Origin of the sequence: Thalassococcus sp. BH17M4-6, assembly GCF_049323015.1 — a bacterium.
In the GTDB taxonomy this organism is placed as follows: Bacteria; Pseudomonadota; Alphaproteobacteria; order Rhodobacterales; family Rhodobacteraceae; genus Puniceibacterium.
In genome coordinates this window covers 86,112-106,120 of record NZ_JBMPGU010000001.1, presented here as the reverse complement: position 1 = coordinate 106,120, position 20,009 = coordinate 86,112, and the positions used below count along the sequence as shown (strand labels likewise).

General features: G+C 65.6%; 14 protein-coding genes. 5 read left to right on the top strand and 9 right to left on the bottom strand.

The features are described 5' to 3' along the window. Window positions 1-4: 4 nt before the first annotated feature. The 6 genes from ACOXXX_RS00470 to ACOXXX_RS00445 form a co-directional block, all read right to left on the bottom strand. Complete coding sequence (locus tag ACOXXX_RS00470) at window positions 5-3,358, bottom strand: DUF2126 domain-containing protein (protein WP_422824573.1); 3,354 nt, start codon at window positions 3,356-3,358, stop codon at window positions 5-7. A 130-nt stretch (window positions 3,359-3,488) separates the two neighbouring features. Continuing rightward, window positions 3,489-4,253, bottom strand: coding sequence for an HpcH/HpaI aldolase family protein (locus tag ACOXXX_RS00465; RefSeq protein WP_422824572.1), 765 nt, complete (start codon window positions 4,251-4,253; stop codon window positions 3,489-3,491). A gap of 4 nt (window positions 4,254-4,257) precedes the next feature. Next, a complete protein-coding gene (locus ACOXXX_RS00460; protein ID WP_422824571.1) occupies window positions 4,258-4,812 on the bottom strand; it encodes a PqiC family protein in 555 nt (184 codons plus the stop codon). A gap of 21 nt (window positions 4,813-4,833) precedes the next feature. After that, window positions 4,834-7,677 (bottom strand): MlaD family protein, encoded by a 2,844-nt coding sequence (locus tag ACOXXX_RS00455; protein ID WP_422824570.1) that lies wholly within the window; start codon window positions 7,675-7,677, stop codon window positions 4,834-4,836. Continuing rightward, window positions 7,674-8,324, bottom strand: a complete 651-nt coding sequence (locus ACOXXX_RS00450) for a paraquat-inducible protein A (RefSeq protein WP_422824569.1) — start codon at window positions 8,322-8,324, stop codon at window positions 7,674-7,676. The genes ACOXXX_RS00455 and ACOXXX_RS00450 overlap by 4 nt, the downstream gene beginning before the upstream one ends. Next, window positions 8,285-8,932: a paraquat-inducible protein A gene (locus tag ACOXXX_RS00445; protein WP_422824568.1), complete on the bottom strand. Its 648-nt coding sequence runs from the start codon at window positions 8,930-8,932 to the stop codon at window positions 8,285-8,287. The genes ACOXXX_RS00450 and ACOXXX_RS00445 overlap by 40 nt, the downstream gene beginning before the upstream one ends. A 177-nt stretch (window positions 8,933-9,109) precedes the next feature. Here ACOXXX_RS00445 and ACOXXX_RS00440 point away from each other — a divergent pair, with 177 nt between their 5' ends. After that, the gene (locus ACOXXX_RS00440; protein ID WP_422824567.1) at window positions 9,110-10,471 is read left to right on the top strand and encodes a cytochrome-c peroxidase; all 1,362 of its coding nucleotides are present in this window, start codon (window positions 9,110-9,112) and stop codon (window positions 10,469-10,471) included. 174 nt (window positions 10,472-10,645) lie between these two features. Here the strand turns inward: ACOXXX_RS00440 and ACOXXX_RS00435 are convergent, their stop codons facing one another. From ACOXXX_RS00435 to xylF, 3 genes are all read right to left on the bottom strand, one after another. After that, complete coding sequence (locus ACOXXX_RS00435; protein ID WP_422824566.1) at window positions 10,646-11,434, bottom strand: ATP-binding cassette domain-containing protein; 789 nt, start codon at window positions 11,432-11,434, stop codon at window positions 10,646-10,648. Between the two features lie 4 nt (window positions 11,435-11,438). Next, window positions 11,439-12,746 carry a sugar ABC transporter permease gene (locus ACOXXX_RS00430; RefSeq protein ID WP_422824565.1) on the bottom strand — a complete coding sequence of 436 codons (1,308 nt, stop codon included), beginning with the start codon at window positions 12,744-12,746 and terminating at the stop codon, window positions 11,439-11,441. Window positions 12,747-12,889: 143 nt separating this feature from the next. After that, on the bottom strand, window positions 12,890-13,921 hold the full coding sequence (gene xylF / locus ACOXXX_RS00425; protein WP_422824564.1) for a D-xylose ABC transporter substrate-binding protein: 1,032 nt from the start codon (window positions 13,919-13,921) through the stop codon (window positions 12,890-12,892). A gap of 197 nt (window positions 13,922-14,118) precedes the next feature. Here xylF and ACOXXX_RS00420 point away from each other — a divergent pair, with 197 nt between their 5' ends. From ACOXXX_RS00420 to ACOXXX_RS00405, 4 genes are all read left to right on the top strand, one after another. Then, on the top strand, window positions 14,119-15,426 hold the full coding sequence (locus ACOXXX_RS00420; RefSeq protein WP_422824563.1) for an ROK family transcriptional regulator: 1,308 nt from the start codon (window positions 14,119-14,121) through the stop codon (window positions 15,424-15,426). Further along, window positions 15,426-16,928: a CRTAC1 family protein gene (locus ACOXXX_RS00415; protein ID WP_422824562.1), complete on the top strand. Its 1,503-nt coding sequence runs from the start codon at window positions 15,426-15,428 to the stop codon at window positions 16,926-16,928. The genes ACOXXX_RS00420 and ACOXXX_RS00415 overlap by 1 nt, the downstream gene beginning before the upstream one ends. Before the next feature lie 118 nt (window positions 16,929-17,046). Further along, window positions 17,047-18,300 carry an aminotransferase class V-fold PLP-dependent enzyme gene (locus ACOXXX_RS00410; protein WP_422824561.1) on the top strand — a complete coding sequence of 418 codons (1,254 nt, stop codon included), beginning with the start codon at window positions 17,047-17,049 and terminating at the stop codon, window positions 18,298-18,300. Between the two features lie 496 nt (window positions 18,301-18,796). Next, on the top strand, window positions 18,797-19,570 hold the full coding sequence (locus ACOXXX_RS00405) for a hypothetical protein (protein ID WP_422824560.1): 774 nt from the start codon (window positions 18,797-18,799) through the stop codon (window positions 19,568-19,570). Window positions 19,571-20,009 lie beyond the last annotated feature (439 nt).

Here is a 20,009-nt window from a genome sequence, read left to right as displayed (position 1 = left end):
CGCATCAGATCCCGGGCGCGCGCCGCAAATCAAGCGTCATCGGGAATTCCGGGTGGGTGCGGTCGGGTGCGGGCCAGTAGGCGCCAGGTGTGTGGCCCAGCGGTTCGAACCGGGCAAGCCTGCGCGCCTCGGCCTCGTTGCCGTTGACCGGGAAGGTTTCGTAGTTGCGCCCGCCGGGATGGGCCACGTGATAGACACAGCCCCCCAGCGCCCGGCCCGACCACTTGTCGAAGATGTCAAAGGTCAGTGGCGCGTTGACCGGCAGCACCGGATGCAACGCCTCGGCCGGTTGCCAGGCCTTGAATCGCACGCCTGCAACCGACACGCCCGAGGTTTGCGTCCGCGTCAGCGGCACCGCGCGCTGGTTGCAGGTCACGCCATAGCGTTCGGGGTTCGAGGTGGTCAGCTGCACCTGCAGCCGTTCGACCGAACTGTCGGTATAGCGCACCGTGCCGCCGATGGCACCGGTTTCGCCCAGCACATGCCACGGCTCCAGCGCCTGGCGGATCTCCAGATGCACGCCCTCATATTCGACCTGCCCGCAGAACGGGAAGCGGAATTCGGACTGCGCCACGAACCATTCGGGGTCGAGCGTGAAGCCATGCGCATCAAGATCGCGCAGAAGGTCCATGAAATCCTGCCAGAGGTAGTGCGGCAGCATGTAGCGGTCGTGAAGTTCCGTGCCCCAGCGCACCGGGGTGCCGTCAACGGGCGCCTGCCAGCACCGTGCGATTATGGCGCGGATGAGGACCTGCTGAGCCAGGCTCATCTTCGGATCTGGCGGCATCTCGAAGCCGCGGAATTCCACCAGCCCCAGCCGCCCGGTCGGGCCGTCGGGGGAATAGAGCTTGTCGATGCAGATTTCGGCACGATGGGTGTTGCCGGTCACATCCGTCAGCATGTTGCGCAGCAGCCGGTCCACCAGCCAGGGGGGCGGGACGGATCCGTTCTGTGGCGCGTGGATCTGGCTCAGCGCGATTTCCAGCTCGTAGAGCGTGTCATGCCGCGCCTCGTCTATGCGCGGAGCCTGGCTGGTCGGGCCGATGAACATGCCGGAAAAGAGGTAGCTGAGCGACGGATGCCGCTGCCACATCAGGATCAGCGACTTCAGCAGATCGGGCCTGCGCAGGAACGGGCTGTCGTTGGGGGTGGAGCCGCCGACAACCACATGGTTGCCCCCGCCGGTGCCGGTGTGCCGCCCGTCGATCATGAACTTGTCGGCCCCCAGACGGCACTGGCGCGCCTCTTCATAGATCGCCTCGGTCGTGGCGACACAATCTTCCCAGCTGTGGGCGGGGTGGATGTTGACCTCGATCACACCCGGATCGGGGGCCACGCGGATGACATTGACCCTCGGGTCATGCGGCGGCGCATAGCCTTCGATATGCACCGGCAGGCCCATCCGTTTCGCGGTGCGTTCGGCCGCGGCCACCAGATCGAGGTAATCCTCCACATCCTCGACCGGCGGCATGAAAACGCACAGCTTGCCGTCGCGCGGCTCGACCGAAATGGCGGTGCGCACGGCACCGCCTACGGGGCCGAGTTCCTGTTCGATCACCGTCTGCACATCCGCCTGCGCGGTCGGGGCCGACACGGGTTGCGTATGGTCCGACGACACCTCGGGGCTGGTGACGCCGTTGCCATGGTCGACATCCGGCAGCGGCCCGCGCGGCACCGTTGGGTCGGTGATGTAGGTATAGGGATATTGCGATGGCGGCACGTATGGCAGCGCGCCCAGCGGAATGCGGTAGCCCACGGGGCTGTCGCCGGGCACAAGGAACACGTGCCCGCGCCGCAGCTTCCATTTCTCGGACCGCCAGCGCCGCCCGGTGGCCCTGGACTGCCAGGCCTGGATCGGCAGCACATAGCCCGTGGGTTCGGTCAGGCCCCGCGCGAACACCGTGGCGATGCGGTGGCGTTCCTCGGGGTCTTTCAGCTTGTTGTTCTCGGGTGTGACGTTTTCCGGCAGGTTGCCTTCCTTGATGATCCATTCCGCCGGATCCTCGAAGGCGGGCACGGCATAGTCCGGCTCCACCCCCAACTCGCCCGCAAGCGTGGTCATGAAGGTCTCTGCCGCCTTGGCATCGACGCCGGTGTCGGCGGTTTCGGTGGCAATCAGGTCCGCATCGGACCAGATCGGTTTCTCGTCGTTGCGCCAGTAAAGCGAGAAGGTCCAGCGCGGCAGGGTTTCGCCCGGATACCACTTGCCCTGCCCGTAGTGCAGAAATCCGCCGGGGGCGAAACGGTCGCGCAGGCGGCGGATCAGCTTGTCGGCCAGACCGCGTTTCATCGGGCCGACGGCGGCGGTGTTCCACTCGGCGGATTCGTAATCGTCGATGCTGACGAAGGTCGGCTCGCCCCCCATGGTCAGGCGCACATCGCCGGTTTCCAGCGCGGTGTCGACCTCGCGACCAAGCGCGTTGAGCCTGTCCCACGCTTCGTCCGAAAACGGTTTGGTGATGCGCGGATGTTCGGCCACGCGGGTGACCTGCATGTCGAAGTCAAAGGTGGTCTGCACCTCGCCCAAGGCGGTGAACCCGCCCGCGATGGGGGCAGCGTTCTGGTAATGCGGCGTGGCGGCCAGCGGGATGTGGCTTTCCCCCGCAAACAGGCCCGAGGTCGGGTCGAGACCGATCCAGCCCGCGCCAGGCAGGTAGACTTCGACCCAGGCGTGCAGGTCGGTGAAATCGTGATCGGTGCCCGACGGCCCGTCGAGCGCATCGAGGTCCGGTTTCAGCTGGATCAGGTAGCCCGACACGAACCGCGCGGCCATTCCCAGGTGCCGCAGCACGTTGACCAGCAGCCACGAACTGTCACGGCACGAGCCCAGCGCCTTGGTCAGCGTTTCCTCGGGCGTCTGCACGCCCGGCTCCATCCGGATGGTGTATTCGACATCCGCCGCGATCTTGGCATTCAGCATCACCAGCCAGTCGACGATCCGCGTCTTGTCACGCGGAACCTGCGCGATGTATTCGGCCAGCTGCGCGCTTGGCGGATCGACCCGGCGATAGATCGAGAGGTCGTCCACCAGCTCCGCCGGATACTCGAACGGATAGTATTCGGCGCTGTCCTCGACGAAGAAGTCGAACGGGTTGTAGACCGACATGTCGGCCACCACGTCCACCTCGATCTTGAATTCGCGCACCGGTTCGGGAAACACATAGCGCGCCAGCCAGTTGCCGTAGGGGTCCTGCTGGTGGTTCACGAAATGCGGCTGCGGCGACACCTTGAGCGAATGCGAAATCACCCGCGTGCGGCTGTAGGGAGCGGGCCGCAGCCGGATGATCTGCGGACTGAGCGTGACGTTCCGGTCGTATTTGTAGTGGGTCAGGTGGTGGATGCTTGCGTAAATGGCCATGAGGTCCAGCGGCTCCTGTTATTTGGCACAACATCACAGGAACCGGCAGGCTTTGCATCCCCATTCGCGCAAACTGCCTGTTTTAGGGGCGCAACCGCGCCCGAACGTCGCGGCGCTGCCGAAATTCCGGTCAGTCGCGCCAGGCCGCGCGCTGCGCCAGCGCCGCAGTGCGCAGCGCGGCAAAGTCCACGCCGACGGCGATGAATGTTCCGCCCGCCGCCTCGACCTCGCGCAGGGCCGCTTCGTCCAGGGTCAGAAAGCCCGCGGGCTTGCCTGCGGCGTTGATCCGGCGCACGGCGTCCAGCACGGCAGCGCGCACCTCGGGGTGGCTGCTCTGGCCCGGATACCCCATGGAGGCGGCGAGGTCCGCAGGGCCGATAAAGATGCCGTCGACCCCGTCCACCGCTGCGATATCCTCGATCCGCTCCAGCGCCTCTGCGGTTTCCACCTGCACCAGCAGGCAGATTTCAGCCTCAGCCTTGGCGGCGTAATCCTTGATCGCGCCATAGCGGCTGGCGCGGGTGTTGCCCGCGACCCCGCGGATGCCGCGCGGCGGATAGCGCACGGCGGCCACGGCGGCGGCGGCCTCTTCGGCGGTCTGGACATAGGGCACCAGGAACGACTGCGCCCCGCAATCCAAAAGCTTCTTGATCATCACCGGATCGTTCCACGCCGGGCGCACAACGGTGCTGACCGGATAGGGCGCCGCCGCCTGCATCAGCGGCAGGGTCATCACCGGATCAAGCGGCCCGTGTTCGCAATCCAGCAGCAGCCAGTCATAGCCGCAGCCGGCCAGCATCTCGACCACGCCGCTGTCGGGGATCTGACACCAGTACCCGATCTGCTTGCGCCCGTCCCTGAGCGCGGCCTTGAAGGCGTTCACGGGCATGTCCATGGCGCTACCTCAGCCCCCGGCGGGCGATCTGTTCGGCCAGTTGGGTCGTCGCGGCGCTGCGGGCCGCGGCGATCTGGCTGATGCTCGCATCCTCGGGCAGCGGCACGCTGATGCCGAACTGTCCCGACCGGTCGCGCCCGCCCTCTTCGGGGGCGACAAAGAACTGCCCCGAGATCCGGAAGGTGCCGTCCTCGGTGGCCAGCATCTCCTCGAGCCGGACATCGACCTTGGCGTCCGGGAAACTGCGGAACGGCCAGGGATCGGGCGCGGCAATGGCCCCGGTGATGGCGGCAAAGTCGCGCGCCAGTTGCAGGGTCATGGCCCGGGCCGGATCATCGGCCCATAGCGGCCCCAGTTCGGTGATGGCGCCGTCGGCCCCCTGCACGAAGATGTTCTCGGACGCCGCATAGGTCGGCAGCGTCACCTCGACCACCTCGAGCTTGCCGTAAAGCGACGACACCTTGGCCGATGGCGCCACCGCGGGGCTGGCAAAGCGCACGTCCGGGCTGGAACAGGCGGTGGTCAGGGCCGCTGTCAGCGCCAGCAGCGGTATCGTCATCAGGCGTGTTTTCATTGTCATTTACCGTCCCAGAAGCAGCGAATTCGGATTGCGTTCGATGGTGCGCGCCAGTCTTTCGATGGCTTGCGCGGCCGATTGGATGCTGTCGATGGCCCCCCGGGTTTCCCGCGAAAAGCGCGAGTCTTCCGAGAAATCGGCCAGCGTGGTGCCCGCCTGCGACGCCACCCGGCGCAGATCGCGTGCCAGTTCCGGCAGGCTGGCGCTGGCATTTGCGATGGCATCCGCCGCCTGGCTGGCCGAGGCCAGCGTGGCGTTGGCATTGCTGATGAGGCCGCCGTCCTGCAGTTCCTGCAACGTGCCGCGCAAGGATGCCAGAGAGGCGTTGAGTTCCGCCGGGATCTGTCGGGTGCTGTCCTGATCCAGAACGTCGCCCGCGGCGTTGAGCAGATCGGTCGCGGCATCCGCCAGTTCGTCGATCCGCGCCTCGCCTGCCTGATCCAGAATGCCCCGGGCCTGTTCGACCAGCTGCGGCAGGCCGTCGGCGGCCACGGCCACATCGTCAACGGCGGCGGTGATCTTGGCGACGGTGTCCTGCGTCTCGACCTCGGTCATTAGCCGGTCGAGCGTCGCGGCGGTGTCCTGGAGACCTGCCAGAAGCGCGTCGGTCCGCGCGGGCAGCCCCTGCACGCCCTCACTCTCGGTGACCTCGCGGACCGAGGCGAGGATGCCGCGAATTTCGCCCGGCACCGCTTGCAGGTCCTCACCGGCCAGCAGCGCGTCGGCTTCGGACAGCAAGGATTCGGCGCTGGTCAGCAGCTCTTCGAGGCTGGCGGACAGTTCTGCCAGCGGCACCTCTTCGGCATTGGCCAGCAGCGCACGCATGTCGTCCACAAGCGCAGGCAAGCTGTCGACGGTGCTGCCCGCGTTTTCGATCACACCGGTCAGCTTGGCCACGGTCTCTTGGGTCTGCAGTTCGGTGGTGACGTCATCCAGCGTCTGCGCGGTCTCCAGCAGCGAATCGAGCAATCCGCCCAGCTGATCGGGCAGCGCCCGGACGCCTTCGCTTTCGGTGATTTCGCGCACCGAGGCGAGGATGCCCCGCACGTCGGCGGGCACCGCCTGCAAGTCCTCGCCCGCCAGCAGCGCATCCGCTTCGGACATGAGCGACTCGGCGCTGGTCAGCAATTCCTCGAGGCTGGCCGAAAGCTCTGCCAGCGGGACCTCTTCGGCGCTGGCGATGAGTGCCCGCACGTCCTCGACCAGCCCGGGCAGCGTGTCCAGCGTGCTGCCTGCGCCGTCGATCACGCCGGTCAGCCTGCCGACGATGTCCTGATCCTCAAGATCGGAGGTCACGTTGTCGATGGTCTGCGCGGTTTCCAGCAGCGATTCAAAGATGTCGCCCAGCTGTCCGGGCAGGCCCTGCACGCCCTCGCTTTCCGCCACCTCGCGCGCGGCGGCCAAAAGGCCGGTCAGTTCCTGCGGCGCACGCTGCAGATCCTCGCTTCCGATCAGGCTCGACGCATTGTCGAGGAAATCGACAACCGACTGCATCACCTCTTCGATGGGCAGGTCGCTGACGCGCTGCAGCGCGCCCTGGGCCGTCGCCCCCACATCGGTCACGTTCGACGCGGCGGTCGGCATCGCGGGCAGCGGTTCCGCCGTACGATCCAGAGATGCATCCGCCGCCCCCGGCACCTCGGCCAGTTCGATCTTGAGCCCGCCGGTGAAGATCGACGCGTTTGTCAACCGCGCCCGCAGCCCTTCGGCGATCCGGGTGTCAAGGTAATCGAACAGCTCCGCCTCGCCCGCGTCATCGCCCAGGCCGATGCGGCTGGGATTGAGCTTGACGGAGGTGATCAGCCGCACCTCGCTGTCGCCAAAGCGGTCGCGATCGACGATGCCGTTGATGCTGGTCACCTCGCCCACGCGCAACCCGCCCAGTTCGACGGCGGCACCGGTGGACAGGCCGGCCAGATTTTCCTCGAACACCATGATCATGTCGACGGTGGCGCCTTCGCCCGACACCAGGAAATCGTCGCGCGCCGCGTCTTCGTCGGGGAAAAGATCGAATTCCATGCCATCGGCCAGCGCCTCGCCGCCCGACCCGATGGTTTCGAAGGTGATCCCGCCGGAAATGAGCGAGGCCAGCGAAGTGAAATTGAGCTTGGCACCCGACGCGCCCAGCGAAAAGCTGAAGCCCGAGATGTCCCAGAACCGGGTCGAGCTGGTGACGTATTCCGTATGCGGGTCGTAGATCACCGCCTCGGCGGTGACGCCGGTGCCGTCGGAATTGACCGCGCTTTCGCCGATCACGCCGACCTGCACGTTCTTGTAAAGGATCGGCGTGCCCGCCCCTGGCAGACCTTCGGCGGATTTGAGCGTGAAGGATTTGCCTTCGGTGCCGGTCGACAGCAGCGGCGCTGTATCGAGCCCCTCGAACATGGATTGCGCGGTGCCGGGCACGTTGTCCCAGGACCCGCGGATATAGACGCCCGAGAGCACCGTATCGAGGCCCGAGACCCCCTGCGCCGTCACCTGCGGGCTGACCACCCAGAATTTGGCATCGCTGTCGACATACGGCGCCAGCGCTTTGTCCAGGCGGATGTCCACCACGACCTGCGTGAGATCGTCATCGAAGCGCACGCCTTCGACAAGGCCCACGGTGATGTCGCGGTAGCGCAACTGCGTTTCGTCCGCGCGGATGCCCGCCGCCTCGTCAAAGGCGACCTCGATCAGCGGGCCCTGGTCGTTGTAGGTGCGCCAGACCGCCCCGAGCGCCACGACCAGCGCGATCAGCGGGATCGCCCAGACCAGCATGGAGGTGTCCCAGAAGGATTTGCGGCCCTCTTCGATGGGCACATCGCCCGGCGTGCGCTGGCCGGTGTCGGGGGTATGATCGGTCACGCTTGGCGATCCTTTGTTTGGCTGGGCAGATCCCAGAACAGACGGGTGTCGAAAGACTGCGCCGAAAGCATGGTGAAGATCACCGACAGCGCAAAGGTCATGGCGGCGGGACCGGGCTGGATCGAAGCGACGACCGACAGCTGCACGAGCGAGCTGAGGATGGCGACGACGAAGACGTCGATCATCGACCAGCGGCCGATGAATTCCACCACCTCGTACATATGATGCCGGCGGTTCGCCGACAGGTTCGATCCGCGCCGCACCGCGATGGCAAGATAGGCGATGGCCAGGAACTTGCCCATCGGGATGAGCACGCTGGCCACGAGGATGATCAGCGCCACCCCGATGGCGCCGTGATGGATCAGGTCGACCGCGCCGCCCACGATCGTGCTTTGCGAAGTGGAGAGGAGCGTGTTGGTCACCAGCATCGGATAAAGGTTGGCCGGGATATAACAGATCACCCCGGCGATCCACAGCGCCCAGACCCGGCTCAGGCTGCCGGTGTCGCGCGACCGCAGGCGGCCGCCGCAACGCCCGCATTCAGCGGTGCCCATGGGCCAGACCCGCGCGCAGCGTTGGCAGGCGACCAGCCCGGCCTCGCGGGCGGTCACGTATCGGGCGTTTCCAGTGATTTCCATACCGACCATGTACAAAGGTATCTGTCGTTGAAGATGACGATGATCACCAGCGCGGTGAACATCCAGAAGGCGGGGCCGAAGCCGATATGCGCCAGATCCGCCACCTTGACCAGCGCGACGGCCACCCCGATGGCAAAGATCTCGGCCATGGCCCAGGGCTTGAGCTTCTGACTCAGCCGAAAGGCGCGGCGCGCCTGCGGAAAGGCCGGGCGGTCGCGCACGATGGGCAGCAGCACGTAGAGAATGAGCAGCATCCGCAGCAGCGGGATGATCAGGATCATCGCCGCCACGGCCACCGACAGCAGCAGCATCGGGCCGGACTGGAACGCCTCGGCGGAATCGAGGATTGTGGCCTTGTTGGCAAAGCCCTTGACCGAGATGTTCAGGAAGGGAAAGAACATTGCCGCCACCACAAGGATCAGCATCGCAAAGGTCAGTGCGATGATCTTTATCCCGGCCTTGCGCTTCGGCGCGATCAGCACAGTGTGGCAGCGCGCGCAGACCGCGCGGCGACCGACTCCGGGCGTGCGGGCACGGTAAAGCGTGTCGCAATGCGGGCAGGCCATCAGCGCATCGAGCGGCACACCGCTCAGGTCCGCGATATCGCTTTTGGCCATGCTCACCGTCTTCCCGGTCCCCTCGCAACGCACGCTTGCCCGTCGGCATTCCGCCATGTCTAACCGCTCTGACGGCGAAAGGGAACTGCGCGAACGTATCACGCCTGCGTGTGACCAATAGGGCCGCGGGGCGATCGGTTCTTGCCAGCCCCTGCCGGGCCGTGACATCACTTTGTCATGTCCGCCATTGCCCCCTTTTCGCCCCCTGCCCGCGCCACCTTTGCCGCCGCTCTCTGCGCGGCCCTGCTGGCCGCTGCCGTGCAGGCCGGGCCGCTGTCCGAAAAACTGCCCAAGCCGGTCACCGATGCCGATTACCGCCCCGTGGACGAGGCCGCGGCGCGGCTGGGCCAGCTGCTGTTTTATGACCCGATCCTGTCGGGCAACAAGGAGGTCGCCTGCGCCACCTGCCACCACCCGCGGTTCGGCACCGGCGACGGCCTGTCGCTGTCGCTGGGCGACGGTGGCATCGGGCTGGGCCCCGACCGCGTGGCAGATCCCGACAACCCGCCCGAACAGCGCGTGCCGCGCAACGCGCAGGCGCTCTTCAACCTCGGGGCGCACGAATTCACTGTGCTCTTTCACGATGGCCGGATCGAAGTCGATCCGACCCGCCCCGGTGGTCTGCGCACCCCGCTGGCGCAGGACATGGTGGCAGGCTTCGACAGTCTGCTGTCGGCGCAATCGATGTTCCCCGTGCTCAGCCCCGACGAGATGGCCGGGCATTTCGGCGAAAACGAGGTCTCGGCCGCGGTGCGCAAGGGCGAACTGACCGGCCCGGGCGGCGGCTGGGATCTGATTGCAAGGCGTGTCGCGGCGGTGCCCGCCTATGCGCAGTCCTTCGCGCAGGTCTATCCCGAGATCACCGACCCGTCCGAGATTGGATTTACGGATATCTCCAACGCGCTGGCATCGTTCATCGAATTCGAATGGCGGTCCGACACCGCGCCCTTCGATTCATGGCTGCGCGGCGCGGCAGAGCTTGCGCCCGAGGCCGAAGCCGGGGCGATGATCTTCTACGGCTGGTCGGGCTGCGCCGACTGCCACGCGGGCAAGTTCCAGACCGACCACGGATTTCACGCCACGGGCGAGGTGCAGATCGGCCCGGGCAAGGCGCGGCGGTTCGAGGATCACGCCCGCGATCCGGGCCGGTTCGGCGTGACCGGGCGCGACGCCGACCTTTACGCCTTTCGCACGCCGTCCCTGCGCAACGTGGCGCTGACCGCGCCCTATGGGCATGCCGGGGCCTTTGCCGACCTCAAAGCCTATGTTGCGGCGCACAGCGGCAGCACCCCGGCCTTCGACAGCTTCGAGGTTGCCCGCGCGGTCCTGCCGTCCCTGCCCGTCGACGATATGCGCATCGTCGCCAGCGATACAGACCGCGCCGCGGTCGAGGCGGCGCGGGTCGACATGCGGCCCTTGTCCGATGAGGAGTTGCGGCTGATCCTGGCGTTTCTCGACAGCCTGACCGATCCGGTGGCCAAGACCGGACGGCTGGGCGTGCCCGAAACCGTACCGAGTGGTTTGAAGGTGCCGAATTAGCGCTCTGGTTCATGTCGTCGCCAAGGGCGCGGACGCAAGGCCTCTTGCAGCCGTTTCAAGACAATCGCGTCACACCCTAGCGGTGGAATGGAGATCGCCGCACCGCGGCCCGTCGATGGCGCGGCGCGGCAGCTACATGGGCGACCGAGCCGTGCCGGGTCTTGCGCGGCGCCCTCAGGCCGCTTCGCGCTTGGGGTTCTTGCCCATGATGATCATCGACAGGATGTCATCCTCGGTCACATCCTCGACCCGCTCTGTGCCGACCAGCTGACCGTTCTTCATCACCGACACCCGGTCGCAAAGGTCGAGCATTTCGCGCGTATCGTGGCTGATGAGGAAAATACCCAGCCCCTGCGCCTTGAGCTCCTTGATCAGGTCCGCAACCATCGCGGTTTCGTGCACACCCAGCGCCGCCGTCGGTTCGTCCATGATCAGGATGCGCGCGTTGAAATAGACCGCGCGGGCGATGGCGACCGATTGCCGCTGACCGCCCGAAAGCGCCGACACCGGCACGTTGAACTTGCGGAAGTTGGGGTTGAGCCGCGCCATGATCTTGCGCGTCTCCGCCTCCATCGCGGAATCGTCGACCAATCCGATGGCAGAGGTCAGTTCGCGCCCCAGAAAGAGGTTCGCGGCGGCATCGAGGTTATCGGCCAGCGCCAGCGTCTGATAGATCGTCTCGATCGAGTTGTTGCGCGCATCGGCGGGGCTGCGCACCGTGATCGGCTTGCCGTCGATCAGAATCTGGCCCGAATCCGCCTGATAGGCCCCCGACAGGATCTTGATCAGGGTCGACTTGCCCGCGCCGTTGTGGCCCAGAAGGCCCACGACCTCGCCCGGGTAGACGTCGATGCTGACACCGTCGACGGCGTGAATGCCGCCGAACGAGATCCGGATGTCGCGCATCTCGACCAGCGGGGTGCCGCTGCGGTCGACCGTATCGGGTGCTTTTGCGTCTGCCATGGTCTTATCCTCCCACGCGGCGGCGATAGATGATGTCGATCAGGACCGCGGCCACCAGGACCGTGCCCACGACGATGTTCTGCAGGGGTGCATCGACGCCGACCATCGCCATGCCCGATTGCAGCGACTGCATGATCAGCGCGCCCAGGATGGCGCCGTAGATCGTGCCGATCCCGCCTGCCAGAGCCGTGCCGCCGATGACGGCCGCCGCGATAACACGCAATTCGTCCAGCGTGCCGATATCGTTGGAGTGGAAGGTCAGGCGCGACGACGCGACCAGCGCCGCAATGGCGACCAGCACACCCATGAGGGCAAACACCTTCACCGTCAGCAGGCGGGTGTTGATCCCCGAAAGCTCTGCCGCGTCGGGGTTGCCGCCGGTGGCAAAGATGTAGCGTCCAAAGCGGGTCTTGCGGGCCACCACGGTCATCACCACCGCCACCGCGATCAGCAGCAGCACCGAAATCGGCAGGCCGTAGCTGGCGGTATAGCCTTCGGGCACCTCGAGGTTTTGCGCCGCGAACTGCCGTGCCAGCACCCGCTCGGGCACCTGGTAGGCGTTGAGGATCGCGATGAAGCCCAGGATGGCGACGACGAAGATGCCGCCGACCACGCATTCGGCCCAGACCGGTTTGACCGGAAAGTCATGCCGCTTCTTCGCGCGGCGGGCAGAGATCAGCGCCAGCACCGCAGCGGCGGCGGCCAGCAGACCGGCGATCCAGGACCACGTCGCCCCCAGCGTGCCGTTGATCCCGCCAAACAGCTGGAACGTGTCGTTCAGCGGCCCGATGGTCTGGCCGTTGGTCAGATACCAGGCGACGTTGCGCCAGACCAGAAGCCCGCCCAGCGTCACGATGAAGGCCGGGATCGACAGATAGCCGACCAGCCAGCCCTGAAAGCCACCGATCACCGCGCCTGCGATCACACCGGCCAGGATGGCGACCCACGCGAGCATCGGGCTGCCCAGCGGAATACCCAGCAGATCAATGGCCCAGGCGGTCTGGGTCATTGCCATGATCGCCGAACAGGTGGCCAGAAGCGACCCGACCGCAAGGTCGATGTGCCGGGTGACGATGATGAACACCATGCCCGTAGCCATGATCGCGACCGATACGGTCTGGATCGTCAGGTTGAACAGGTTGCGCGGGGTCAGGAATTGCCCGCCCGTCAGGATATTGAACAGCACACAGATCAGCAGGAACGCCCCGATCATGCCCAGAAGGCGCAGGTCAAGCTCGAGCTGACTGAAAAAACTGCGGGATGCCCCGCTTTGACCCGAGGGGGACCCCTGGCCGGTGGACGTATCGGTCATGTCTGGATGCTCCTGACGTGGCCCGCGCATGTCTCGTCACGCGGAATGTTCAGAGAAAAAGTGTGGCGGACCGGCTGCTTAGGCGCAGCCGCGTGCCGCAGGGGGTTGGCCGGGGCGGATATGCCCGCCCCGGCCGGAGTGACTTAGTTGCAGGGCGACGGACCGCCGGAGACACCCTGGCAAAGCGCGTCCTTTTCGATCCAGCCTGCGTCGACGACGACGTCGAGGTTGTCCTTGGTGACCGGAACCGGCTCAAGGAATTCGGCCCACATGGTCGTGCCTGCGGGCGACGTCCACTCTTCGGCACCTTCGATGTCGCTCATCGCAGCGCCACCAGCCAGTTCCACGGCGATCATGCCTGCGGATTTGCCCAGTTCACGGGCGTCTTTCCAGACACTGACGGTCTGGGTGCCCTGTGCGACACGGTTCAGTGCGGCATGGTCGCCGTCCTGGCCCGACACCGGGATCCCATCAAGGCCCTGCGCGGTCAGCGCGGCCACGGCGCCGCCGGCGGTGCCGTCGTTCGAGGCGACAACGGCGTCGACCTCGTTGTTGGTCTGGGTCAGGATCTGTTCCATGTTGCGCTGCGCGTTGGCAGGCAGCCAGCCATCGGTATAGGCCTCGCCCACGATGGTGATGTCGCCCGCGTCAATCGCCTCCTGCAGCACTTCCTGCTGACCGCCGCGCAGGAAATCCGCGTTGGGGTCGGTGGGCGAGCCCTTGATCATCACGTAGTTGCCGGTGGGCTGCGCCTCGAGCACGGCACGCGCCTGCATACGGCCCACTTCGATGTTGTCGAAGGTCAGGTAGAAGGCGCGGCTGTCTTCGATCAGGCGGTCATAGGCGATGACCGGGATGCCCGCGTCTGCGGCGGCCTGCACGGCCGGAATGATCGCCTGGGTGTCCTGCGCCAGGATGATCAGCGCGTCGACGCCCTGTGCGATCAGCGATTCGACGTCCGACAACTGCTTGGCCGAGGACGACTGCGCGTCCGACGACACGTATTCCGCGCCGCTTTCGTCCAGCGCGCCCTTGATGGCAGCTTCGTCGGTCTTCCAGCGCTCTTCCTGGAAATTCGACCAGCTGACGCCGACGGTGACGCCGTCCTGTGCGACGGCAGAGACGCCGGGGACGGCAAAGGCCATCGTCGCGGCGACGAGTAGTGCTTTTTTCATGAGTATCCTCCCAGTGGTGCCGCGCAGACGCAGTCGCTGACGCGGCGGCTTTATGCCTTCCGCACCATGACTCGATATATTTCATCTGTCAAAATAAATCCTTTTCGGATGGCTGAGTTTTTCATAGGCTTGCTGTCAACCGCATGCTGCAATGCCGCATTTCGGGGCAAAACCTGTCTGATTGGCAAGAATTTCTTATGGCAGACGAAATAACTATGCTGGAAACGCCCGATCCCGGGGATGCCGCAGCGCAGCGCGAGGGCTGCGGCCCACGCCGGGCGATTCGCGGCGGCGACGACCCGTCCGCCGCCCCGCTGCGCCAGCAGATCTTCGAATCGGTGCGCGGCGCGGGCACGCTCAGCCGGGTCGAGGTGGCGCGCATCCTGGGCGTCAGCCCCGGGTCGGTCACCGCCGCCACGACCGACCTGATCGGCGCGGGCTACCTGGAAGAGATCACCCTGCCCCGCGATGCCGAAGCCACGCCGCGCGGCCGTCCACCGGTGGCGCTGGCGGTCTGCCCCGGCGCGGTGCTGGTGGCGGGCATCAAGATCTCCGAAGTGGCGCATTCCGCCGTGCTGCACGATTTCGCCGGTGGCATGATCGCCGACGTCACCCTGCCCGGCAGCCGCCGCCCGATGCCCCCCGAAGAGGCGCTGGCCGTCATCGACACCCTGCTGGACGAGGTTCTGGACCGCGCGGGCCGGTCCCGGTCCGAGGTGCAGGCGGTGGGCGTCGGCCTGCCCGGGTTCATCGACGGCGACACAGGCGCGGTGCTGTGGTCGCCGCTGCTGGCGACCTCGAACCTCGCCTTCGCGCAGCGCCTGTCGGACCGGCTGGGCATCGCGGTCAAGATCGACAACGACGCCAATCTGCTGACACTCGCTGAACTCTGGTTCGGCGACGGTCGCGACGTCTCGAATTTCGCCGTCGTGACCATCGAACACGGCGTCGGCATGGGGCTGGTGCTGAACAATCGGCTTTATCGCGGCGCGCGCGGCCTGGGGACAGAGCTGGGCCACACCAAGGTGCAGCTTGACGGCGCGCTATGCCGCTGCGGCCAGCGCGGCTGCCTCGAGGCCTATGTGGCCGACTACGCGCTGGTGCGCGAAGCCTCGACCGCGCTTGATTGGATGAGCACGTCGAACCTGCAGCCCAATGCGATGCTGAGCCAGCTTTACGAGAACGCCAAATCCGGCAATGTCGCCGCGCGGTCGATCTTTCGTCGTGCGGGCCGCTATCTGGCGCTGGGGCTGGCCAATGTGATCAACCTTTTCGATCCGGAACTGATCATCCTGTCGGGCGAACGGATGGAATACGACTATCTTTATGCCGACGAGGTGCTGGGCGATCTGACGATGTCCGCGATCCGCGTCGACAAGCCAAACCCGCGCGTCGAAATCCACGCCTGGGGCGACATGATCTGGGCCCGGGGGGCGGCTGCGCTGGCGCTGAGCCATGTGACGACCGAACGGCTGGGCGCCCCCGGCGCGCTGGAGGAGGCGTGATGCGGCTCGCTGCCCTGCTGTGCCTGACCGGCCTGCCTGCGCTCGCCGATCCGATGTTTGTCGAAAGGTCGGATGCCCTGCCGGTGGAACACATCTATACAGGCGGTTGGGATCATTTTGTCGGCGGCGGCGTGGCGATCTTCGACTGCAATGGCGACGCCCGCCCCGATCTCTTCGCCGCCGGCGGCACCCATCCGGCGACGCTGCTGGTCAACCGCAGCGCGCCCGGCGGCGATATCCTGTTCGACGCGGCAAAGGTGCCCGAAATCACGGCCGCGACCGGCGCCTATCCGCTGGACATCGACAACGACGACGTGCTCGACCTCTTTGTGCTGCGGCTGGGGCCGAACCTGCTGCTGCGCGGCAAGGGCGATTGCACGTTCGAGGATGCGACGGCGGCCCTGGGGATCGAGACCGGCGCCGCCTGGACCACCGCCTTTACCGCCACGTGGGAGCCGGGCCAGACCCTGCCGACACTGGCGATCGGCAACTACGTCGATCAGGATCACCCCGACGCGCCCTTCGGCACCTGCGACACCAACTGGCTGCTGCGTCCCGACGGCGGGCGCTACGGCGCGCCGCTGCCGCTCGACCCAGGTTTCTGCCCGCTGTCGATGCTGTTTTCCGACTGGCGGCGCGGCGGTGAGGTGATGCTGCGCCTGTCGAACGACCGGCAGTATTATGTCCGCGACGGGTATGAGCAGATGTGGACGCTGGCCCCGCTGCGCGAACTGGGCCCCGACGACGGTTGGGACCGGTTGCAGCTTTGGGGGATGGGCATCGCCAGCCGCGACCTGTCGGGCGACGGGCGGCCCGAGGTCATGCTGACCTCGATGGGGGATCAGGTGCTGATGACCAACACCGGCAGCGGCTTTGCCCCTACGCCTTACGAGGTCGGTGCCACGGCGCATCGCCCTTTCACCGGCGACGATGGCCGCCCCTCGACCGGCTGGCATGCGGAATTCGGCGATGTGGACAATGACGGGCGGGCCGATCTCTTCATCGCCAAGGGCAATGTCGACCAGATGCCCGACATGGCGATGGCCGACCCCAACAACCTGCTGATGCAGCGCGCCGACGGCACCTTCGAGGAAAAGGCCGACGTGGCGGGCGTGGCATCCGACCATCGCGGGCGCGGCGCGGGGCTGGCGGACCTCAACGCCGACGGGCGGCTGGACCTCGTCGTCGTCAACCGCCGCGCGCCGCTGCAGGTCTGGCAGAACGCCACCCGGGGCACCGACAACTGGCTGACGGTGGACCCGCGCCAGAGCGGTGCCAACCGCCGCGCCGTCGGAGCCTTTGTCGAGGTGCGGACCGCTGCGGGCACGCAAGCACAAGAGGTGACGGTGGGCGGCGGCCACGCGGGCGGACAGGCAGGGCCGCTGCATTTTGGCCTGGGCGGCGCGGAAACAGCCGAGGTCCGGGTGATCTGGCCCGATGGCACGGCGGGCGACTGGCAGGCCGTCGCCGTGAACAACGCCCACCTGATGCGCCGCGACTGACGCCGTCTGGCAAACGACGCGGGTCACGGTGCGTTCCGGCCCTTCCCGCGCACCCGATTGACAGCCCGAGCGTTGCGGGTTCAAACGCTTTTCAAACGCATATCGAAAGGCATCCCCCATGTTCGACACCCAGCCAGGCCTGATGCAGGCGGTCCGCGACCGCTTTGCCCATGTGGACAGCTGCCCGTTCGAAGGGCCGCGGGTGTTCTTCGAAAATGCGGGCGGCGCGCTGACGCTGAAATCGGTGGTCGAGACCAGCGCCCGCATGGCCGCGATCCCCGACAATCAGGGCCGCGACAACCCCGCCGCACAGGCGCTGGTCGCGATGATCGACCAGGCGCGCGACGACATGGCGGTTCTGTTCAACGCGCCGCAGGGCCGGTTCGTCGTCGGTGAAAGCGGGACAGAGCTGCTTTTTCGCCTCATCCGCAGCGCCTGTCTGGGCACGCCGGAAGGGGCCGTTCTGGGCAGCACGCTGGAACATCCCGCGTCGCGCAGCGCGGCGCACCGCTGGGCCGGGATGGCGGGCAAGCCGCACCGGCTGGTCGCGCATGACGATACCACCGGGTCCGTTGCGGCCCCGGCCTATGCGGCGCTGGTCACAGCTGACACGCAGGTCGCCACAATCGTCCACACCTCGCCCGTGACCGGCATGGCGGTGGACGTGGCGGCGGTGGCGGCGGCGATCCGCGACGTGGCGCCCGACTGCTACATCGTCGTGGACGGTATCCAGCATGGCGCGCACGGGCGGCTCGATATCGAAAGCTACGGCATCGACGGTTACGTGGTATCGCCCTACAAGATGTTTTCGCGACATGGCTACGGCGTGGCGTGGCTGTCCGACCGGCTGGCCGCCCTGCCCCATGACCATCTGCAGGACGCCCCCGGCGCGCCCTGGGATCTGGGCACCCGCGACACCGGCGCCTATGCCACCTTCTCGGACGTGGTGGCCTATTTCGACTGGCTGGGCGGCGAGGTGTCGGACGCAACCGACCGGCGCGCCCGCATCGTCGCGGCGGGGGCGGCGATCCATGCGCAGGAGAATGCGCTGACCGATGCAATGATCTTCGGCACCGGCAACCAGACCGGCCTGGCCGATCTGCCCGGCGTGACCCTGATCGGCGGCGCCGACAATCCGCTGCGCGAAGGGCTCGTGTCGCTCAGCGTCGCAGGGCAAAGCGCACCCGACACGGTGGCGCGCCTGCGCGGGCACGGCATCCGGGTGCATTCGCGCAAACAGGATCATTACTCCGGCAACATCCTGACCCCTCTGGGCCTCGAGACCTGCGTGCGGGTGTCGATGTGCCACTACAACACCCTTGGCGAGGTCGCGCAGTTCCTCGCCGCCATGCGCGAGATCACGCAAGCCTGACCGCGCTGGCGCTCGCCGCGACGACGCATTTGCCGCCCGTTTCCGCGCAAGCGCGCGAAAGAGCCGATTAGGGCTCGACCGCGGGTCGGCCGATAACCGACGTTCAGAGGCTGCATGTCAAGGGCGGCTGTGCGGACGAAGCTGCCGTTCGACATTTTTTCTGCATGACCGCTTTGCGCACATCGCTACTGCAGCGAAAGCTGCCAACGGGCGAAAAATCGACCTTCTTTGTAGTTGCGAACCAGCTAGGCTGGAGAACTGGAAGCCGACATTCATCTGGCGATAATCGCAAGTTCAGCCTTGCACCGCCGCAAGGCGGCATAGGCTCCTCTTGGTCAATCCTCGCAGGAGCGGCAAATTGTGCGATGGACGGAAAACACGCGTTAACCGTGTGGGAATCAAGGCTTTTTGTGCTGTGTCGAATGCATTTCCGGGTCCAAGCTTGTAAATCAACGATAACAGTGCAACCATGTTTTATGTATAAAAAGGAAAAAGAATGTTCAAATTTCTTATGGCCTGCATTGCAGGCGGTCTCGTGCTGGCGGCCCCTGCCAAGGCCCTTGTAATCGACTTCACACAAGCTGGGCTCACCGACCAATCCGGCGCAAATCAGCAGACCATTTTTGCAATCAACTATGGAAGTGGGGCAAGTGCCGGTTCACTGACGATGGGGGTGACATCAAATCAGGGCGCAGTGACCTTTGCAAACCCGTTTCCGGGAACAACGTTGGATCCCGCGCCATCGTTCTGCACAAACGGAACTCTCGCTTGTGATACGGGTGGCGCCGGGGTTCGCAGCACCACCCTGTCCACCGGCCAACAACTTGGTGTCAGTCTGTCTGCATCCGATCAGGCTTTAGGCTACTCAGTCAGAATTCAAGAATTCTATTTCCTAAACCTTGTCTTTGACAGCGCGCTACCTTCGGGCGAGCAGGAAGCGGCCTTCGTGCGCTACAATTCTGGCGGCTTCGACGAGACTTTCGCCGCAACCGACTCCAGTCAAGTTGGGGCGCTTGCAGCAGCTGCGACGAGCGCTGATGCTTCCAGTACGATTGGCTTTCTTTTGGACGCCGGTCAATTCAATGACTCCTCGCTTCTCGGAGATTACTCGCTGGCTGGCATCCGGTTCAGCCTGTTGTTCAATGGCGAGCTCGTCGACACGACTACCGAAGATCCGATGACCGTCGTACCACTTCCGGCTTCTGCTCTATTGCTACTTGCAGGGCTCGCCAGTATTGGCGCTTTGCGCTTGCGCGCTAGACGCACATAAGAGCCATTTGTGCGAAAAAGTATGATCCGCACGAAGAAATTTACGCGAACACCGTTGACAAAGGCAAAGCCGGAAACGCGTTAAATTGCTCTGTTGCCGTTCAATACCCAACTAACTAACATCGGTGAAAGGCCGCAAAAGCAAGACCGGCTGGCCATCACAACATGTACGCATTGCCTGAAGTGATCGAATTTGCCAATCACTGAAAATTACGCTTGTAGCGAATGGCCGATATGCAGGCTGCAATCGCATGATCAAGGCAAAGTGGGCAGCGGTAACTCTGGGTCGCCTTCGAACCAGGCAACGTAAGCTTTTTCTTGCATCGCGTCTTGATGTAATCGTAGCAGCATACATCATTTTGGGCTCTGACCAGAAATTCGCGAAGCTCTGTTCGGCTGGCCGTTTCTTGACGCGGCTCTGTAAAGTGGAACGAGGGCGG

Excerpts from the sequence above, each read along its gene's own strand:
- ACOXXX_RS00450 (WP_422824569.1), bottom strand. The coding sequence starts at position 8,324 with ATGGTCGGTATGGAAATCACTGGAAACGCCCGATACGTGACCGCCCGC.
- ACOXXX_RS00410 (WP_422824561.1), top strand. The coding sequence starts at position 17,047 with ATGTTCGACACCCAGCCAGGCCTGATGCAGGCGGTCCGCGACCGCTTT.
- ACOXXX_RS00470 (WP_422824573.1), bottom strand. The coding sequence starts at position 3,358 with ATGGCCATTTACGCAAGCATCCACCACCTGACCCACTACAAATACGAC.
- ACOXXX_RS00445 (WP_422824568.1), bottom strand. The coding sequence starts at position 8,932 with ATGGCCAAAAGCGATATCGCGGACCTGAGCGGTGTGCCGCTCGATGCG.
- ACOXXX_RS00415 (WP_422824562.1), top strand. The coding sequence starts at position 15,426 with ATGCGGCTCGCTGCCCTGCTGTGCCTGACCGGCCTGCCTGCGCTCGCC.
- ACOXXX_RS00440 (WP_422824567.1), top strand. The coding sequence starts at position 9,110 with ATGTCCGCCATTGCCCCCTTTTCGCCCCCTGCCCGCGCCACCTTTGCC.
- ACOXXX_RS00430 (WP_422824565.1), bottom strand. The coding sequence starts at position 12,746 with ATGACCGATACGTCCACCGGCCAGGGGTCCCCCTCGGGTCAAAGCGGG.
- ACOXXX_RS00465 (WP_422824572.1), bottom strand. The coding sequence starts at position 4,253 with ATGGACATGCCCGTGAACGCCTTCAAGGCCGCGCTCAGGGACGGGCGC.
- xylF (WP_422824564.1), bottom strand. The coding sequence starts at position 13,921 with ATGAAAAAAGCACTACTCGTCGCCGCGACGATGGCCTTTGCCGTCCCC.
- ACOXXX_RS00420 (WP_422824563.1), top strand. The coding sequence starts at position 14,119 with ATGGCAGACGAAATAACTATGCTGGAAACGCCCGATCCCGGGGATGCC.
- ACOXXX_RS00460 (WP_422824571.1), bottom strand. The coding sequence starts at position 4,812 with ATGACGATACCGCTGCTGGCGCTGACAGCGGCCCTGACCACCGCCTGT.
- ACOXXX_RS00435 (WP_422824566.1), bottom strand. The coding sequence starts at position 11,434 with ATGGCAGACGCAAAAGCACCCGATACGGTCGACCGCAGCGGCACCCCG.
- ACOXXX_RS00405 (WP_422824560.1), top strand. The coding sequence starts at position 18,797 with ATGTTCAAATTTCTTATGGCCTGCATTGCAGGCGGTCTCGTGCTGGCG.